A 15,322-nucleotide genomic window follows, 5' to 3' on the forward strand; every position below is an offset into this window, starting at 1 on the left:
ATCGAGACGACATCATGAAACGAATGACTGGACTGTGGCGAAGCTGCCTGACCGCCTTGCTGCTCTGGTGTGCCTGGCCCGCGCTGGCCGCCGAGCTGCCCCCGCTCTCCCTAGCGGATGCCAAGGGGAAGGAGGCGGTGATCCTGGATACCCGCCCGAGCTATTTCTATCAGGGCTGGCCCATGGACGGGGAGAAGCAGGGGGGTCATGTGGCCGGTGCCGAGCTGCTCTCCGCAGAGTGGAAATACAGTGACGAGGAGTGGCCTGTGGCGCTTGCGAGCAAGGGGCTGAAGGCCGACAAACCCGTCGCCCTCTATGGCACCCCTCGCGAGGTGGCCGAGGTGGCCCGTCTGCTGCGCCAGCAGGGCATCAAGCAGCTGTTCGAGCTGCAGGGATGGAAAGAGGCGCCCCGGGAGCATCTGGCACGCTGGCAGCAGCTGGTCCATCCGCTCTGGCTGGCAGACTTGCAGGCAGGCAAACCGGTCATCGCCGCCCCCAAGGGGGAGTGGAAGGTGTTCGAGGTGGACTGGGGATCCCCCAAGGCCTATCTGCTGAGCCACATTCCGGGAGCCGGCTACATCGACACCAACCGGCTGGAAGGGGAGCCGCTGTGGAACAAGGTCTCTGACGAGGCGCTCAAGGCGCTGCTGCTGGAGAACGGCATCCGTCATGACACCACCGTCATCCTCTATGGTCGCAACACCATGGCGGCGGCCCGTGCGGCCCATCTGATGATGTATGCGGGGGTCGAGGATGTGCGACTGCTGGATGGCGGGCTGGAGGCCTGGTTCGTGCAGCATCTGCGCACCGAGACCGGGCTGGCCAACAAGTTCACCCCGGCCAAGGAGTTTGGCGTGGCCATCCCGGTCCATCCCGAGTACTACACCACCCTTGACCAGGCCAAGGCTCTGCTCAAGCAGCCGGACGGCGCCCTGGTCAGCGTGCGCACCTGGGACGAGTTCGTGGGCAATACCTCGGGCTACAGCTACATCAAGCCCAAGGGGGACATTCCCGGGGCCAGATGGGGTCATGGCGGGGTGGATGCCAACAGCATGAGCGACTTCCACAACCCGGACGGCACCATGAAGCCCGCCCGCGAGATCCTCGCCATGTGGGATGAGTGGAATATCGAGCCGACCCAGCAGGCCGCTTTCTACTGCGGCACCGGCTGGCGCGCCTCCGAGGCGTTCTTCTACGCTTGGTTGATGGACTGGAAGCGGATCAGCGTCTACGACGGCGGCTGGTTCGAGTGGAGCATGGATCCGGCCAACCCCACCGTCACCGGCGAGCGCAAGCCGGGCAAGTAACTAATAATCCAGAGCAGGCCGGACAGATGTCCGGTCTTTCTTTTCTTGATAGATCATTTTCAATGGCTATAGCAGGTGGATTCTTTCTGTGAATCCTGTTGCTGCAATCAAGGTAAACGGGCCATCCGGTTGAGCTAGGCTTCACCTATCACCGCCAGGGTGAGCGTGAAGAAGGGGAGAGTGATGAAAGCTGTGATGATGCTGATTTGTCTGTTGGGATTGGCGGGGTGCAGCTCCCAATACATCATGAGCACCAAGGATGGCAAGATGATTGCCACCGACAGCAAACCCAGGTTGGACGAGACCACAGGCATGTATCGCTATTACGATGAAGAGGGGCGGGAGGTGCATATCAACAAGGACGACATCACCCAGATCATGGAGCGTTGAGGCTCTCCTCAAGCAACAAGGGCTGCCCGCGGGCAGCCCTTGTTATTTTTGGCGCTCATGCCGTCTGGGGCACTTGACGGTTGACCTGGCCGGCAAAAAGCTGGTGGAAGCGGGAGTGGGAGTTGGCCAGCAGGCTCACCGGCGAACCCTGCTCCACCACGGTGCCGGCCTCCATCACCACTACCTTGTCCACCGACAAGAGCGGTTCCAGATGGTGGGCGATCACCAGATAACTGGCCTCCGGCCGGTAGCGGTAGAGCAGCTCTGCCATCTTGCGCATGCCGCCGTGATCGAGGTCCGAGGTGGCCTCATCCAGCACGATGAGCGGGCGGCGCGACAGCAGGATGCGGGCGATCACCAGCAACTGGGTCTCGCCAGCGGAGAGTTGTAGCCTGTCGAGATCCTCGTCCAGCCGCCCGGCGCAGCGCTCGGCCAGTCCCACCCGGGCAAGCGCCTGCTCAAGCATGGCGTCCTCATGCTCGGTCAGGGGCGCCAGATTGGCCCGCAAGGAGCCAAAGAAGGTGAGCGGGATCTGGGAGACGGTGTCGTAGAGATCGCGCACCGCCTCCGGTGCAAGTCGTGACAGTGGCTGATTGCCGTAGAAGATCTCCCCCTGGGAGGCGGGATACATGGCCTGCAATACCCCCAGCAGGGAGCTTTTGCCTGCCCCGGTACGCCCGCACACACCCACCTTTTCACCTGGGGCCAGCTCGAAGTTCACCTTGTGCAGTGCCCACTGGCTGGTCTGGGGGTAGCGCAGCCCCAGGTTGTCGAAGCGCACTGCGGGGTGAGGGGTGGCGAGGGCCTCTCCCTCCTGGCGTTCGCTCTCTATTTCGCTGTATTCGCGCACCCGTTCCACCGCGTTCATCACCTGTTCCACTTCGGCAAAGGTGCGGATGAGGGAGTTGAGCATGGCGGAAGCGGTAAAGGCATAGGTGATGGCAACCGCCCCCAGCAGCGGGCTGTTGCCAAAGGCCACCATGAGTGCCACGGCCCCCACCAGGGCGGCGGAGAGCAGGGTCTGGTGCATGCCGAGCCAGCGGTTGATGGAGGTGGTGGTGTACCAGCTGCGCAGGTTGTTGTCATAGTGGTGCAGCACCTGGTCCAGCGCGAAACGCTCGGCCCCTGCCAGGCGCAGGGCGGGGGCGCCGCGGATGGTCTCGCTGATGCTGATGTAGAGCGGGGAGCGCAGCACCGAGGACTGGCGCCGCAGCTTGAGTTGCACCGCCCGGTAGCGGCGCTGTAATACATAGAGCGCCCATCCCACCAGGGGGGCGATGAGCAGCAGCAGGGGAATATTGATGCCGATCACCACCACCTGCAAGGCCACGGACACCAGCATGCCGAACAGTCCCACCAGCATGGAGAGCAGCATCTCTTGCGCCTCCCCCAGATCCCGGTCGAAGCGGTTGAGGATGCGCCCCTGGGGCACCTTGTCGAAGAAGGCCATGGGGGCGCGGCTGATGCGCCCCAGCATGCCGTCAAACAGGGTCCAGGCCAGCTTGAGGCCGAGTTTGTAGTTGATGACTCGCACCGCCATGATGCAGGCGAGGGAGCCCGCCCCCAGCAGCACATAGATGCCGAGCAGGGTCGTGACGTCGCTCACCTCGGCCTTGCCGCCGAGCCAGAGATCCGAGGCGATGCGCAGCCCCTCCTGGCCCAGGGTGAGCAGCAGGACGAGCAGGATGGCTCCGGGGGCGGCGAGGCGCTGCCACATGAAGCCAAACAGCCCCCAGTCCACCTTGCCCTCCACCACTTTCTCCTCGCTGAACTGCTCCGCCTCCTGAGGGGGGATCGGCGGGGTGGGCTGGGGATGCTGGACAAGATCCGCCAACTGGTGGGCATCGAGCTCCACCAGGCGCCCTTGCTCGATGCGGATCACCCGATCGCACCTGGCCAGCACATCCGGGTCGTGGCTCACCAGGAGCCGGGTTGGCCCCGGCTTGAAGGCGAGCCCCTGCTCCAGTACCTGGGCCGCGACCATGGGGTCGAGCGCAGACAAGGGGTTGTCCAGCAGCAGGATATCGGCCCGGGCGTAGAGGGCGCGAGCCAGGGCGACCCGCTGCTGCTGGCCGCCGGAGAGGCGGGTGCCGAGCTCGCCCACCAGGGTTTGATCCCCGTGGCTGAGCAGCGCGAGATCGGCCGTGAGGGCGCAGGCGCCGAGCACCCAACGATAGCGCTCGACGTGCCAGGGCTGGCCGAACAGGATGTTGTTGCGGATGGTGTCGTTCATCAGCCAGGGCTTGTGGCCCAGATGGGCAACCCGGCCGTGGCGACGGATGCTGCCGGCAAACTCGCTGTCAAAGCCGGCAACCAGATGCAGCAGGCAGCTCTTGCCCGCCCCGGTGGCCCCGGTGATCCCCACGAGCTCCCCCGGTGCGATGGCGAGGTTGGCTCCCTCGAGCACCGGTTTTTGCTGGTGCAGGGCACTGACGCCTTCCAGGTGGAGGGCCCCCGCCGGCAGGGCGGGATCATCGAGTTCCCGATGCTGCTCCGGGCTGTTCAGGAACTCGCACAGCCGGTTGAAGCCGGTGTTGAAGTTGATCAGGGTGCGGATGAGGTAGGGCAGTCGCATCATGGGGATGCGCAGCACGGTAAACAGGGCGATGGTGGTGAACACCTGGGGCAGGGTGAGGGTGTTGCCCGACGCCAGGTAGGTGGTGAAGGTGGCCAGGGTCACCAGCAGGGGAGTGCTCAGCATCAGCCCTTCGTTGATGGCATCGAGCCTGAGCACCCGGCCCAGCACCCCCAATTCCTGCTGGCGCTTGGTGTTGGCCGCCCGGGTGAAGAAGGGGCCAAGCCCGTTCTGGCGCACCAGCCGCAGCTTCTTGATGTATTCCGCCAGGATGCCGTTGCGCTCGTCCTGTTGACGCTTGAGCTGCTGCTCCTGCTGGTTCATTCGCCGTACCACCCGGGTGGAAATGAGCAGCAGCAGGGCCAGCACCGCGAAGCCCACCAGACCGGCACTGCCCACCTGCCACACCAGCAGGGCGATGGTGCCGATGAGTTGCAGCGCCATGGTGACCGGCATGGCGGGGTCCGCAAGAATCCAAGTAATGTCCCACACGTCCCGGTTGATGAGGTTCTGAACCCGGCCGCCGGCCCTGTCGTCGAAGCTCTTGCCACCCTGCTTCATCACCTTGGCGAGCAGGGATTCGGCCAGCAGACGGCGGATGGGCACGTGCATCTTGAGGGCCAGTTGCAGGGAGTGCTCCGCCAGCATGCCGGCGGCGAGCACGGAGGCGAACAGGGCCAGGGCCAGCAGCAGCTTGTGGCCGGTGGTGGCATCGGTGCCGAGCTGGGTCATGCTGTGGTTGAGCAGCCAGGGGCTGGTCAGGGTGGCCAGCATGCCGAGCAGTTGCAGCAGGGTGAGCAGGCCAATCCGTCCCTTGTAATGGCGCCAGATAAAGGCGGTCAGGGGCCAGGGGCGCACCGGCTGGCGGGCGGTGAGCGCGAGGAAGGCGTCGGCGCGGCCGTCGCGCCTGTCTTCCGGCAGCAGGGGATAGAGATCGTCGAGACTGACCTGGGGCTGGGTCAGCCCCTTGCGCAGCAGCGGGCCGGTCCAGCGATAGAAGAGGCGACTCAGCCAGCCGGCCGAGATTTCCGGATGATCCAATGGGTGTCCTTGTTGTTTTGTGTTGCTTCCATGGGCGGGGCGGCTCATGGGCCGCCCTCGAACTTGTTGTCTTGCTGCGGGCGTGCACCCGGCGGGATCAGCGATCCCGGTTCATGCGGATGAGCCGATCCAGGATCCGCTCGCCATCGACCCGCAGGCCGTTGTGTTCGTACTCGTTGGTGATCCAGGCGCGCCTGTTGCCAAGCCCCTTCAGGGTGTCGCGGCTGTAGTCAAACTCCACGTACATGTCCTCGGCATAGACGGCGCAGGCCACCGGCACAGTGTTGCGGGCCAGCTGCGCCGGGTCGTAGAGGGGACCCCAGTCCGCTTTCTGGGCAAGCAGGTGGGCGGCCTCCTTCAGGGGAATGAGCTCGCGGAACTGCTCGAACATCCAGGGGAAGATCATCTCACCGGTGAAGGCGAAATCTTTGCCTGGCGCCCAGGCCAGGGAAGGGAACTCCCTTCTCACCCGCTCGGCCGCCCAGTTGCTGGCACTCCCTTCGCAATAGATGAGCTCGTGCAGGATGGCGAACACCGGGTTGGTGTTGAACGGCTGCATGGCCTGCACCTGATAGAGGAAGGCGGGGTTGAGGCGTTCGCCGATGAAGGCGTCTTCCAGCAGGTAGTAAAGTGCCTCGAAGGCGCCGCTGGCCCCCAGATCCAGCCCCTGCTGCTGCAACTGCTCCACCGTCAGGCGCTGGCCGTTGGGCAGGCGCACGTCGTGGTGGTGCAGGTGATTGGCCAGCCGGTTGGCCAGGGCCTGTGCATGGGGGAAGCGGGTGAAGAAGGCGCGGTTCTTGTCCGCCACCCGCTGGTAGGTGGCGCGGTAGACCTCATCCGCACTGCGCCCGATGGGTGCCACGCCGCCGGTGAGGTAGACCTCGTGCAGGCTCCGCGGGAACAACGAGAGATAGGTAAGGCTGCAAAAGCCGCCGAAACTCTGGCCGAGCAGGCTCCAGGGGCGCCCCGGGCTCAGCACCTCGCGAATGCATTCGGCGTCGCGCACAATGCTGTCGGCGCGAAAATGGCCGAGGTAATCCGCCTGCTCACTTGGGGTCATCCCCGCCAGGGCGTCAGCACTGATGGGAGTGGAGTGGCCGGTGCCGCGCTGATCGAGCAGCAGCACCCGAAACTCCTGCAGGGCCCGCTTGATCCAGCCGCCATCGGCGGTCGGGCGAGGAGCGCCGAAGCCCGGGCCCCCTTGCAAATAGAGCAGCCAGGGCAGGTCATCATCCAGCTTGTCCTTGCGGCAGAGGGTGCGGCCAAACAGGGTGAGGGTCGCCTCCTCGTCGGGATGCTGGTGGTCGAGGGGCACGGTAAAAAAGTGTGGCTCGCAATGGATGCCATCCAGCACATAGTGCAAGGGGCTGCTCATCTGGGGTCTCCCTGAGGGTAGGAAAATCGTCGGCCTCATCATAGCCCTGGCGCAGGAGCGGGTCACGCCGGTTTTCCAGATTGTTAACAGAGATGGAGCCTGAGGTTGGTGTCGTACAAGGTGTGGTTTCGCCGCGGTTGACGGCGGGCTGCAACTGGACAAAGATGAGCCGCCTGCCGGGATGGGCAGGGATAGGTCAGCACCCCGGGTGCAGGAAACTGGATGGAGTTGGCTCGATGAAGCCGAGATGGATACGTGTTCGCAAGAGACGCACACAGAGGGATCCGGAGGGGGTGCTGCAGGTGGGTTTGCTGGTGTTCAGCGCCACCTGTGGTGCCACTCTGTTGCTGGCGGCCTGCAATGGCGGTTAGCTGAGTGAAACAGACCCGCTTGTCATGAGCGGGTTTTTTCATGCCGGAGCAGAAGGTCGGGACCTGCCTGTAGCCCTTTGCTGGCGCGGGTTTGCGGTATGCAGAGTACGGCTGCTATGGTCAATTTACGACCGGATCCACAGAGGGAGGCGATCATGAACAGTCGTGAAAAAGTCCTGGCTCATTTGGCCACAGATCACCGGGTTGCAGGATTGACCGCCGGCGAGGCACTGGCTGGCATGAGCCACTCGATGAGTTCGCTCCTGCTGCAACAGGATCAGCACTTCTTCCGCCGCCATGCGGACGACCCTTGCCACGAAGTCGCCCGGGCCTGCTCGGCCGGACACGTATGGCATGGGGACGAAAACCACTACTAGCCCCGGCATGTGAGTAAATGACAGATGCAAAAAGGCCCGCTCATCTGAGCGGGCCTTTCGAATTTGGCTCCTCCTACTGGACTTGAACCAGTGACATACGGATTAACAGTCCGCCGTTCTACCGACTGAACTAAGGAGGAATAGTTGGTGCCCAGAGACGGAATCGAACCGCCGACACGGGGATTTTCAATCCCCTGCTCTACCGACTGAGCTATCTGGGCAACGGCGCGCATTAAACCCTTTCTGGATTGAGGTGTCAACCACAGGCCGCAGATTGATGTACCGTTCGCTCGATATCCGAGCAATCTTCCCGTGATTGGACCGGTTTCCCCGTTTTAACCATGAAAAGAGGGGCGCCTGTGCGGCAGGGCGGGCCGACGGCCAGCAGAACATCATGAAGGATGGCGGGCTGCCTGACGTGCCGAGGGCTGCCCGTTGGCGCCAAGCCGGGAGAGGCGCCAGTTATCTTGGCCCATCGATTGAGCCTGCCGCGCTCTGCGGGTATGCTTTGCCGCACTCATCCCCTGGCCATGGTCCGGGCCGACGCGGCTGGCAGGGGTGACATCCATCCAACATCGCCTGGGGTTTATATGAATACCAATATGCAAGAGTGGCGCGAAGAGACCGCCGCCATCGTCAACGAGCTGCTGGCCGATGGCAGCAACCCGGATCTGGATTACGAGATTGAGCACCACTTTGCCTGCCAGAAGTTCGATCTGCTGGAGAAGGCGGCGGTCGATCTGTTCAAGGCCGGTTTCGACGTGACCGACGCCGAGGAGATGGAGCTGGACGACGGCGCTACCATCTTCTGTTTCGACGCCATGGTGGAGTGCAAGCTGGACATCGACACCATCGTCGCCGACATCGAGAAGATGCTGCCCATCCTCGAGAAATATGGGGTGGACTACGACGGCTGGGGCACCTACTTCCAGGAGTAAGTGCGCCAGATCACGTACGCTTTGCAAAAACAACAAGGCCACCCTCGGGTGGCCTTGTTGTTGCTGGCTTACTGCTCCGGTAGCTGGTAGCTGCGGGCAAAGTCGGCCGGTGGGAGGGGGCGGCTGAACAGATAGCCTTGCAGCCGATCGCAACCGACCTGCACCAGCCAGGCCTGCTGCTCCGGTGTCTCCACCCCTTCGGCGGTGATCTTGATGCCAAGCTCGTGGCCCAACCCGATGACGGAACGCACGATGGCGGTGGTGGCCTGGTTGGTGGCCAGCCCCTGGGTGAAGCTTTTGTCGAGCTTGAGGGTCGCCACCTGCAGCCTGGGAAGGTAGGCGAGGGAGCAGTAGCCGGTGCCGAAGTCGTCGATGGCGAGCTGGAAGCCCGCCTCGATGAGGCTGGCCAGGTTGCTCTCTATCTCGTCGGCATTCTCCATCAGCACCCCTTCGGTGATCTCCAGCTCCAGTTGCCAGGGGGCGAGCCCGTGGCGCGCGATGCAGTCGAAGATCTGCGGGCAGAGCTCGGGATCGCGGAACTGCAGGGGTGAGAGGTTGATGGAGAGCACCAGATCCGGGGCCGCCACCTGCCAGCGGGCAAGCTGGGCACAGCCGAGCTCCAGCATCAGCTGGCCGAGCTGGCCGATGAGCCCCAGCTCCTCCGCCAGCGGAATGAACTCGTCGGGGGAGATCATGCCGAATTCGGGATGGGGCCAGCGGCAGAGCAGCTCAGCCCCGTGCAGCCGATTGCTGTGGGTGCAGATGATGGGCTGGTAGACGGCGGTCAGCTCGGCGGACTTGATGGCGAGTGGCAACTGGGCGGCGATGAGCTGGCGGCGCTTGAGCTTGGCATCGAGTGCGGGGTCGAACAGGGTACAGTGCTGCTGCTGGCGCTTGCCCTGGGCCAGAGCAGCCTCGGCGTGGCTTAGCAGACGCTCGGCATCCTTGGCCTTGCCATGGGCGATGCCGAGGAACACCGGGATCTGGATCCTGTGTTCTTCCACCTGATAGGGCGTCATCAGCTCCTGCTGCAGGTTGCGGCTCCACGCATCCAGAGAGAGGGGGAGCTCGGGCAGCAGCAGGGCGAAGTCATCCGCCGCGACCCGGCAGAGCAGGGACTGGGGCGGCGCCAGTCGTTGCAGGCGGCGGGCCACCTGGCTCAGCAGGCGGTCGGCGACCCGTATGCCGAAGCGATCGTTGATCTCGCGAAAATGTTGCAGATCCACCAGCAGCAGGCTGGCCTTGCGGGCCCCCAGATGACGGCTGGTCTGGAGGAAGTGGGAGAGCTTGAGCAGGCCGGTCAGGCTGTCGTAGTGCTGCTCCTGCTGCAACTGGGCCTGGGTGGTGCGCAGCCCGGTGATGTCGCGGCTCAGGGTCAGGATGCCGAGGGAGTTGCCCTCGTCATCCGGCACCTCGACCCGGGTGACCTCCAGATGGCGGCCTCTGCCCTGGGCATCCACCACGCAATACTCCCCCTGACCCAGGGTCTGTTCGACGGGCAGCCGGGGCGGGACGCGCCGACCCAGAGCCTCGCTTGCCACCAGCCCCATGAAGTCGAGAAAGGCCTGGTTGCAGTCGATGAGCACGCCCTGGTGATCCTCGAGACGGATGAGGTCGGGAATGGCATCCAGCAGGCGGCGTTGCAGCAACTGCTGCTGGCGGAAGGTTTGCTCCAGCTCCTTGCGCTGATCGATGGCGCTGACCATGGCAAACAGCGCGATGGGATCGCCGTGCTCGTCATACAGGGGAACCTTGTTGATCTCCATCCAGCTGGCGCCTTCGCCGCTGTGGCAATGGAGCTGCTGGTGCAGCAGGGGTTTGCCGTCGGCCAGCAGGCGGTCATCTTCCTCCCGGAATACATCCCCCCAGGGCATCTCGGCATCGCTCTTGCCAATGAGTTCGCTCGGGTCTTGCAGGCCGGCTTCTCTGGCGAATGCCTTGTTGGCAAACAGGTACCGTCCGTGCTTGTCCCGGCAGAAGATATTCATGGGTAACTGGTCGATGATCTGCTGCAGCAGCGCCAGGGAGAGCGAAGAAGTCACGAGAGCACTCACGGGGGAGACTTCGAGCAAATCTATGATAACAGGTGGGTTTTGTAAAGCCTAGGTTAAGAGTACGCCATTTGTGCGGATCCCTGCTGACAGCCTGTGTCGCGATCGCCATAATAGCCGCCGGTTGGCCTATGGCCTTATGGATGAGAGAAGCAGCATGAAGAAGATAATGGGGGGCGCCCTGGCCCTGTTGATGGTGGGTTGTGCGAGCGACAACAACGGCGGCGAGCAGTATCGCTATACCCCGCCGGTTGCCAAGGCAACCAACAACACCCAGGAGATGGCGATCCCGGTGGATCTGGTGTGGGCCCGTGCCGAGAAGTGGTTCGGCGATCACGGCCTGAACATCGAGAACAGCCAGCGTGGTGCCGGTCTGATGACCGCCAACGTGGAAAACTCGGCCGATGGTCTGGAGTGGCTGGATTGCGGCACCATGGGGTCCAAGGTGGCGCTGGGCAACCCCAACCTGCAGATCAACCTGATCATCACCCAGAGCGGCAACAACAGCGTTGCCACCGTGAATGTCAAGGGCAATACCCAGCTCTACTTCGTCGAGTCCTCCGGCGAGCGAGTGCTGGCTCCCTCCATCACCCCGGTGTGCGTCTCCCGTGGCAGCCTGGAACAGAGCCTGTTCTCCACCCTCGGCAACTGATCCTGCCGGGTATCATGAAAAACCCCGTTGCGTGCAACGGGGTTTTTTTATGCCTGCTCCGCGCCCATCAGGGCGTGAGGGGAGGGATGACGAGGATCAGGGGGTCAGATCGCCGTGATAGAGTACATGGTCGCCGGCTTTGAGCACATAGCCCTTCCAGGGGAAGAGCTGATAGCCGCCGCCCTGCCAGGACCAGTTGCCCTCTTCGCCCTGGCGGATCAGCCGGATCGGCTCGCCCTCTGGCAGGGTCAGCTCGGCCTGACTCTGATCGGCATTGAACAGCACGAAGGCGCTGACGGTCTGACCGGCATCGGTCGGGTTGAGGCGAATGCCCTGCTCGAACAGACGCACGCACTGGCCTGCCAGCGCCGACCATTGATAGCCCGCGCTGCCGATGCAGCCATGTTCGTCGTGATCCGCGCCGACCAAGGGTTCCCTCGGTGTCGTGTTGCAGGCGGCCAGCAGCAGGGTGGCCGCCATCAGGGTCAGGGTGCGCATGGTTACTCCTTGGCGTCCCGTTCGATGACGATGTTGGAGAAGCCCAGCTCCTTGAAGTAGTTCTCCCGGTAATCCTTCACGCTCTTCTTGTCGCGGCGGCACACCTGGGCCAGCTGCTCTTCCATGGCGTGGAAGCGGGTCAGATCGATCCCCTCGGCGGCGGCAACGGCATCGTAGATGCTGTTGAACTTGTCATTGGCGTAGCCAATCTCCCTGGCCTGCTTCTTGTAGGTGTAGGTAATCTTGAACGCCATGGCGTTATTCCTTTGCTTTGGCCTGCTTGCGCTGGACGTACAGATAGAGGCTTTCGACCTTCTCTCTGGCCCAGGGGGTCTTGCGCAAGAACTTCAGGCTGGACTTGATGCTGGGATTATCGGTGAAGCAGCGGATATTGATCTGCTGCCCCAGCGCTTCCCAGCCATAGTGCGCGACCAGGGCCGTGACGATGGCTTCCAGAGTCAGCCCGTGCAGCGGGTTGTTCTTCTGGGAAGCGGGTTGATCGCTCATGCTTGCGCCGCCAGGGTGGCAAAGGGCTGACCCATGCGGGTGGTGACCCCGTTGGCCAGGTGCGGCTCGAAACCGGCCAGCATGCCCGGGCCAAACAGGCAGACCACGGTACTGCCCAGCTTGAACAGGCCCATCTCGGCCCCCTTTTGCAGGGTGATGGCTTCATCGCCGGTGTAGTCCCAGCGCACCACCTTCTTCTCTTTGGTCGGCGCTATGTTGCCGGCCCAGATGGTTTCGATGCTCGCGACGATAGTGGCACCGACCAGCACCAGGGCCATGGGGCCGTGGGGGGTACGGAAGGTGGCCACCACCCGCTCGTTGCGGGCAAACAGGTTGGGCACGTTCTCGGCGGTGAGGGGGTTGACGGAGAAGAGATCCCCCGGCACGAACACCATGCTCTCCAGCACGCCGTCCAGCGGCATGTGGATGCGGTGGTAATCCTTGGGTGCCAGATAGATGGTAGCGAAGTCGCCATCCTTGAACGGGGCCACCAGATCCTCATAGCCCCCCAGCAGCTCGCGGGCGCTGTAGTCGTGGCCCTTGGCCTGGATGATGCGACCTTGGCTGATGGGCCCGAGCTGGCTGACGGTGCCATCCACCGGCAGGGCCAGGGTCATGGCGTCTTCCACCACGGGGCGGATGCCGGGTTTGAGCTCGCGGGTGAAGAAGGCGTTGAAGCTCTTGTAGTGTGCCGGGCTCTCGTGCAGCGCCTCGCTCATGTCGACCTGGTACTGCTTGATAAAGGCCTCGATCACCCTGGTGGTGAGGTTGCCCGCTTCGGCGGCGGCAAGTTTGCCCACCAGGCGGGAGAGGGCGTGTTTGGGCAGACAGTATTGACCGGCAATTTTCAGGTTGTCAGTGATGCTCATGATCTTCATCTGGGAATGAGTTGAACGGGTCACAGCCGCGCCTGTTGGCGACCGTGGCGGGCTTCCTGCATGGTTTCCAGGATGCGGTGGTAGTTGTGGAAGCGATCGGCGCTGATGGCGCCCGCTTCGACCGCGGCGCGCAGGGCGCAGCCGGGATCATCCTTGTGGGTACAGTCGCGGAACTTGCAGCCACCCAGGTAGTCGCGAAACTCGACGAAGCACCAGGTGATGCGGTCGGCTTCCAGGTGCCAGAGGGCGAACTCGCGGATCCCGGGGGAGTCGATGAGATCACCGCCGCTCGGGAAGTGGTAGAGCCGCGCCGTGGTGGTGGTGTGCTGGCCGAGCCCCGAGTTCTCGGAGATCTCGCCGGTGAGCACGTCCAGCCCCGGCATCAGGGCGTTGGTGAGGGACGACTTGCCCACCCCGGACTGGCCCACGAAGATGCTGATCTTGTCGGTGAGCGCCGCCTTGAGGGCGTCGATGCCCTCACCGCTCTCGCAGCTCACCAGCAGCACCTCGTAACCGAGCTTGCGGTAGGTCTCGAGCTGGTGCTCGATACGGGCGCGGGCCGCGTCATCGAGCATGTCGACCTTGTTCAGCACGATGAGGGGCGCTATCTCCACATCTTCTGCCGCCACCAGGTAGCGGTCGACGATGTTGGTGGAGAACTCGGGCATCACCGCCGAGACGATGATGATCTGGTCGATGTTGGCGGCGATGGGTTTGACCCCGTCGTAGAAGTCCGGCCGGGTCAGCACCGAGTGGCGCGGATGCACCGCCTCGATGACGCCGGCAGTCGCGGCATTGAGGCCGGGGCGCCACACCACCTTGTCGCCGCACACCAGGCTGCTGATGCTGCTGCGCCGCAGGTTGCTGCGGTGGATGGCACCATCGCTCGCCTCGACATCCGCGTGCTGGCCGAAACGGCTGATCACCACCCCTTCGATGGCGGGGCCGAACAGGGTGTCATCTACCACTGTGGTGTGCTCTTTTTGCAGCCGCCGCTCGCGGTTGGCCTGGACGCGCCTTTGTTGACCCAGATTGAGTTTTGCTTTCTTTGCCACGGGGTTTGCCAGTTTATGAACAGATTCAAAGCCAGTATGATACATGCAAATTGGCAAAATTCCGCCATTCCTCCCAATAGAGAGAGCAATCATGACAGTCAGCGCGCAGAACCTGGTATGGATCGACATGGAGATGACGGGTCTGGACCCCGAAGAGAACGTGGTATTGGAGATCGCCACCATCGTCACCGACAAGGACCTGAACGTGCTGGCCGAAGGGCCGGTCATCGCCATCCACCAGAGCGAGGAAGAGCTGGGCAAGATGGATGACTGGAACGTCAACACCCACACCAAGAGCGGGCTGGTGGCCCGGGTCAAGGCGAGTGAATACGACGAGGCCAAGGCCGTTGCCGAGACCCTCGCCTTCATTCGCCAGTGGGTGCCGGAGCGCACCAGCCCCCTGTGCGGCAACAGCATCGGCCAGGATCGCCGCTTCATGGTCAAGCACATGGGCGATCTGGAAGCCTTCTTCCATTACCGCAACGTGGACGTCAGCACCATCAAGGAGCTGGTCCGTCGCTGGCAGCCTGAACTGCTGGATCAATTCAAGAAGAGCGGCTCCCACCAGGCGCTGGACGACATCCGCGAATCCATCGCCGAACTGCAGTTCTACCGCGCCCACGTCTTCAAAATCTGAGTGGCTGGCAAGGGTTTGCCGTCGTTCGGTTGCTAAAATCAGCAGTTCGGCCAGCTTTTGAGCGAACGGCTGCAACCAGACAAAAAAGCCCTTGCAATTGGAATGTCTGCTCTTATAATTCGGCTCCCGTACAGTAGCGCAAGCAACCAAATGCTGTACGGTCTGTTTTCAGGTTTTGCGGGAATAGCTCAGTTGGTAGAGCACGACCTTGCCAAGGTCGGGGTCGCGAGTTCGAGTCTCGTTTCCCGCTCCAAAATGTTTGCTGATGACGTTCCGATGCGGGAATAGCTCAGTTGGTAGAGCACGACCTTGCCAAGGTCGGGGTCGCGAGTTCGAGTCTCGTTTCCCGCTCCAATCATCAGCACAGCCTCAAGACAATCCATGTTGCGGGAATAGCTCAGTTGGTAGAGCACGACCTTGCCAAGGTCGGGGTCGCGAGTTCGAGTCTCGTTTCCCGCTCCAATATGCAGTGCCGGAGTCACCGCGTTGGTAGAGCATGTTCAGTGTTTGCCAAGGTCGGGGTAGCGAGCGCGATTCTCGTTGCTGGCTCCAAAAATATGTAAGTGATATTCCGATGCGGGAATAGCTCAGTTGGTAGAGCACGACCTTGCCAAGGTCGGGGTCGCGAGTTCGAGTCTCGTTTCCCGCTCCAATCACTTGCAGATGACAT

The 15,322-nt window shown here is 62.9% G+C and carries 15 protein-coding genes and 6 tRNA genes; 11 read left to right on the plus strand and 10 right to left on the minus strand.

What is annotated here, in order from left to right:
* Window positions 1-14: 14 nt before the first annotated feature.
* A complete protein-coding gene (locus AB5Y64_RS10410; protein ID WP_039040180.1) occupies window positions 15-1,307 on the plus strand; it encodes a sulfurtransferase in 1,293 nt (430 codons plus the stop codon).
* Window positions 1,308-1,490: 183 nt separating this feature from the next.
* A complete protein-coding gene (locus AB5Y64_RS10415; RefSeq protein ID WP_010675497.1) occupies window positions 1,491-1,697 on the plus strand; it encodes a YgdI/YgdR family lipoprotein in 207 nt (68 codons plus the stop codon).
* Between the two features lie 55 nt (window positions 1,698-1,752).
* On the opposite strand, the gene AB5Y64_RS10420 is transcribed toward AB5Y64_RS10415, so the two are convergent.
* Both AB5Y64_RS10420 and AB5Y64_RS10425 read right to left on the minus strand, forming a co-directional pair.
* Window positions 1,753-5,313: an ATP-binding cassette domain-containing protein gene (locus AB5Y64_RS10420; RefSeq protein ID WP_039040179.1), complete on the minus strand. Its 3,561-nt coding sequence runs from the start codon at window positions 5,311-5,313 to the stop codon at window positions 1,753-1,755.
* A gap of 97 nt (window positions 5,314-5,410) precedes the next feature.
* Window positions 5,411-6,688, minus strand: a complete 1,278-nt coding sequence (locus AB5Y64_RS10425; protein WP_039040178.1) for an alpha/beta hydrolase — start codon at window positions 6,686-6,688, stop codon at window positions 5,411-5,413.
* 236 nt (window positions 6,689-6,924) lie between these two features.
* On the opposite strand from AB5Y64_RS10425, the gene AB5Y64_RS10430 reads away from it, so the two are divergent.
* Both AB5Y64_RS10430 and AB5Y64_RS10435 read left to right on the plus strand, forming a co-directional pair.
* Window positions 6,925-7,059 carry a hypothetical protein gene (locus AB5Y64_RS10430; protein WP_080560565.1) on the plus strand — a complete coding sequence of 45 codons (135 nt, stop codon included), beginning with the start codon at window positions 6,925-6,927 and terminating at the stop codon, window positions 7,057-7,059.
* Window positions 7,060-7,214: 155 nt separating this feature from the next.
* Window positions 7,215-7,436, plus strand: coding sequence for a hypothetical protein (locus AB5Y64_RS10435; RefSeq protein WP_010675494.1), 222 nt, complete (start codon window positions 7,215-7,217; stop codon window positions 7,434-7,436).
* 64 nt (window positions 7,437-7,500) lie between these two features.
* Here the strand turns inward: AB5Y64_RS10435 and AB5Y64_RS10440 are convergent.
* Both AB5Y64_RS10440 and AB5Y64_RS10445 read right to left on the minus strand, forming a co-directional pair.
* Window positions 7,501-7,576: transfer RNA gene (locus tag AB5Y64_RS10440), tRNA-Asn, on the minus strand.
* A 5-nt stretch (window positions 7,577-7,581) separates the two neighbouring features.
* Window positions 7,582-7,657, minus strand: a tRNA-Phe gene (locus AB5Y64_RS10445).
* A 381-nt stretch (window positions 7,658-8,038) separates the two neighbouring features.
* On the opposite strand from AB5Y64_RS10445, the gene rraB reads away from it, so the two are divergent.
* Window positions 8,039-8,374 (plus strand): ribonuclease E inhibitor RraB, encoded by a 336-nt coding sequence (rraB, locus tag AB5Y64_RS10450; protein WP_039040164.1) that lies wholly within the window; start codon window positions 8,039-8,041, stop codon window positions 8,372-8,374.
* A 68-nt stretch (window positions 8,375-8,442) separates the two neighbouring features.
* Here rraB and AB5Y64_RS10455 read toward each other — a convergent pair whose 3' ends face one another.
* Complete coding sequence (locus AB5Y64_RS10455; RefSeq protein WP_039040163.1) at window positions 8,443-10,416, minus strand: EAL domain-containing protein; 1,974 nt, start codon at window positions 10,414-10,416, stop codon at window positions 8,443-8,445.
* Between the two features lie 166 nt (window positions 10,417-10,582).
* Here AB5Y64_RS10455 and AB5Y64_RS10460 point away from each other — a divergent pair, with 166 nt between their 5' ends.
* On the plus strand, window positions 10,583-11,077 hold the full coding sequence (locus tag AB5Y64_RS10460) for a hypothetical protein (protein WP_029314787.1): 495 nt from the start codon (window positions 10,583-10,585) through the stop codon (window positions 11,075-11,077).
* A gap of 96 nt (window positions 11,078-11,173) precedes the next feature.
* Here the strand turns inward: AB5Y64_RS10460 and AB5Y64_RS10465 are convergent, their stop codons facing one another.
* From AB5Y64_RS10465 to rsgA, 5 genes are read right to left on the minus strand one after another with little or no spacing between them, the layout of a single operon-like run.
* A complete protein-coding gene (locus AB5Y64_RS10465; RefSeq protein WP_039040162.1) occupies window positions 11,174-11,575 on the minus strand; it encodes a hypothetical protein in 402 nt (133 codons plus the stop codon).
* 2 nt (window positions 11,576-11,577) lie between these two features.
* Window positions 11,578-11,829: a DUF2960 domain-containing protein gene (locus AB5Y64_RS10470; protein ID WP_010675489.1), complete on the minus strand. Its 252-nt coding sequence runs from the start codon at window positions 11,827-11,829 to the stop codon at window positions 11,578-11,580.
* Window positions 11,830-11,833: 4 nt separating this feature from the next.
* On the minus strand, window positions 11,834-12,082 hold the full coding sequence (locus AB5Y64_RS10475; protein WP_039040161.1) for a VF530 family DNA-binding protein: 249 nt from the start codon (window positions 12,080-12,082) through the stop codon (window positions 11,834-11,836).
* Complete coding sequence (gene asd / locus AB5Y64_RS10480; RefSeq protein ID WP_039040204.1) at window positions 12,079-12,951, minus strand: archaetidylserine decarboxylase; 873 nt, start codon at window positions 12,949-12,951, stop codon at window positions 12,079-12,081. The genes AB5Y64_RS10475 and asd overlap by 4 nt, the downstream gene beginning before the upstream one ends.
* A 29-nt stretch (window positions 12,952-12,980) precedes the next feature.
* Window positions 12,981-14,015 (minus strand): small ribosomal subunit biogenesis GTPase RsgA, encoded by a 1,035-nt coding sequence (rsgA, locus tag AB5Y64_RS10485; protein WP_039040203.1) that lies wholly within the window; start codon window positions 14,013-14,015, stop codon window positions 12,981-12,983.
* A gap of 91 nt (window positions 14,016-14,106) precedes the next feature.
* Between rsgA and orn the strand changes: the two genes are divergently transcribed.
* The 5 genes from orn (at window position 14,107) to AB5Y64_RS10510 (ending at window position 15,304) form a co-directional block, all read left to right on the plus strand.
* Entirely contained in the window at window positions 14,107-14,652 is a 546-nt protein-coding gene (gene orn, locus AB5Y64_RS10490) for an oligoribonuclease (RefSeq protein WP_039040160.1), read from the plus strand.
* A 177-nt stretch (window positions 14,653-14,829) separates the two neighbouring features.
* A tRNA-Gly gene (locus AB5Y64_RS10495) sits at window positions 14,830-14,905 on the plus strand.
* A gap of 25 nt (window positions 14,906-14,930) precedes the next feature.
* Window positions 14,931-15,006: transfer RNA gene (locus AB5Y64_RS10500), tRNA-Gly, on the plus strand.
* 32 nt (window positions 15,007-15,038) lie between these two features.
* Window positions 15,039-15,114: transfer RNA gene (locus AB5Y64_RS10505), tRNA-Gly, on the plus strand.
* 114 nt (window positions 15,115-15,228) lie between these two features.
* Window positions 15,229-15,304, plus strand: a tRNA-Gly gene (locus AB5Y64_RS10510).
* The last annotated feature ends 18 nt before the right edge of the window (window positions 15,305-15,322 follow it).

This window comes from Aeromonas sp. R5-1 (assembly GCF_040908265.1).
In the GTDB taxonomy this organism is placed as follows: Bacteria; Pseudomonadota; Gammaproteobacteria; order Enterobacterales; family Aeromonadaceae; genus Aeromonas; species Aeromonas caviae.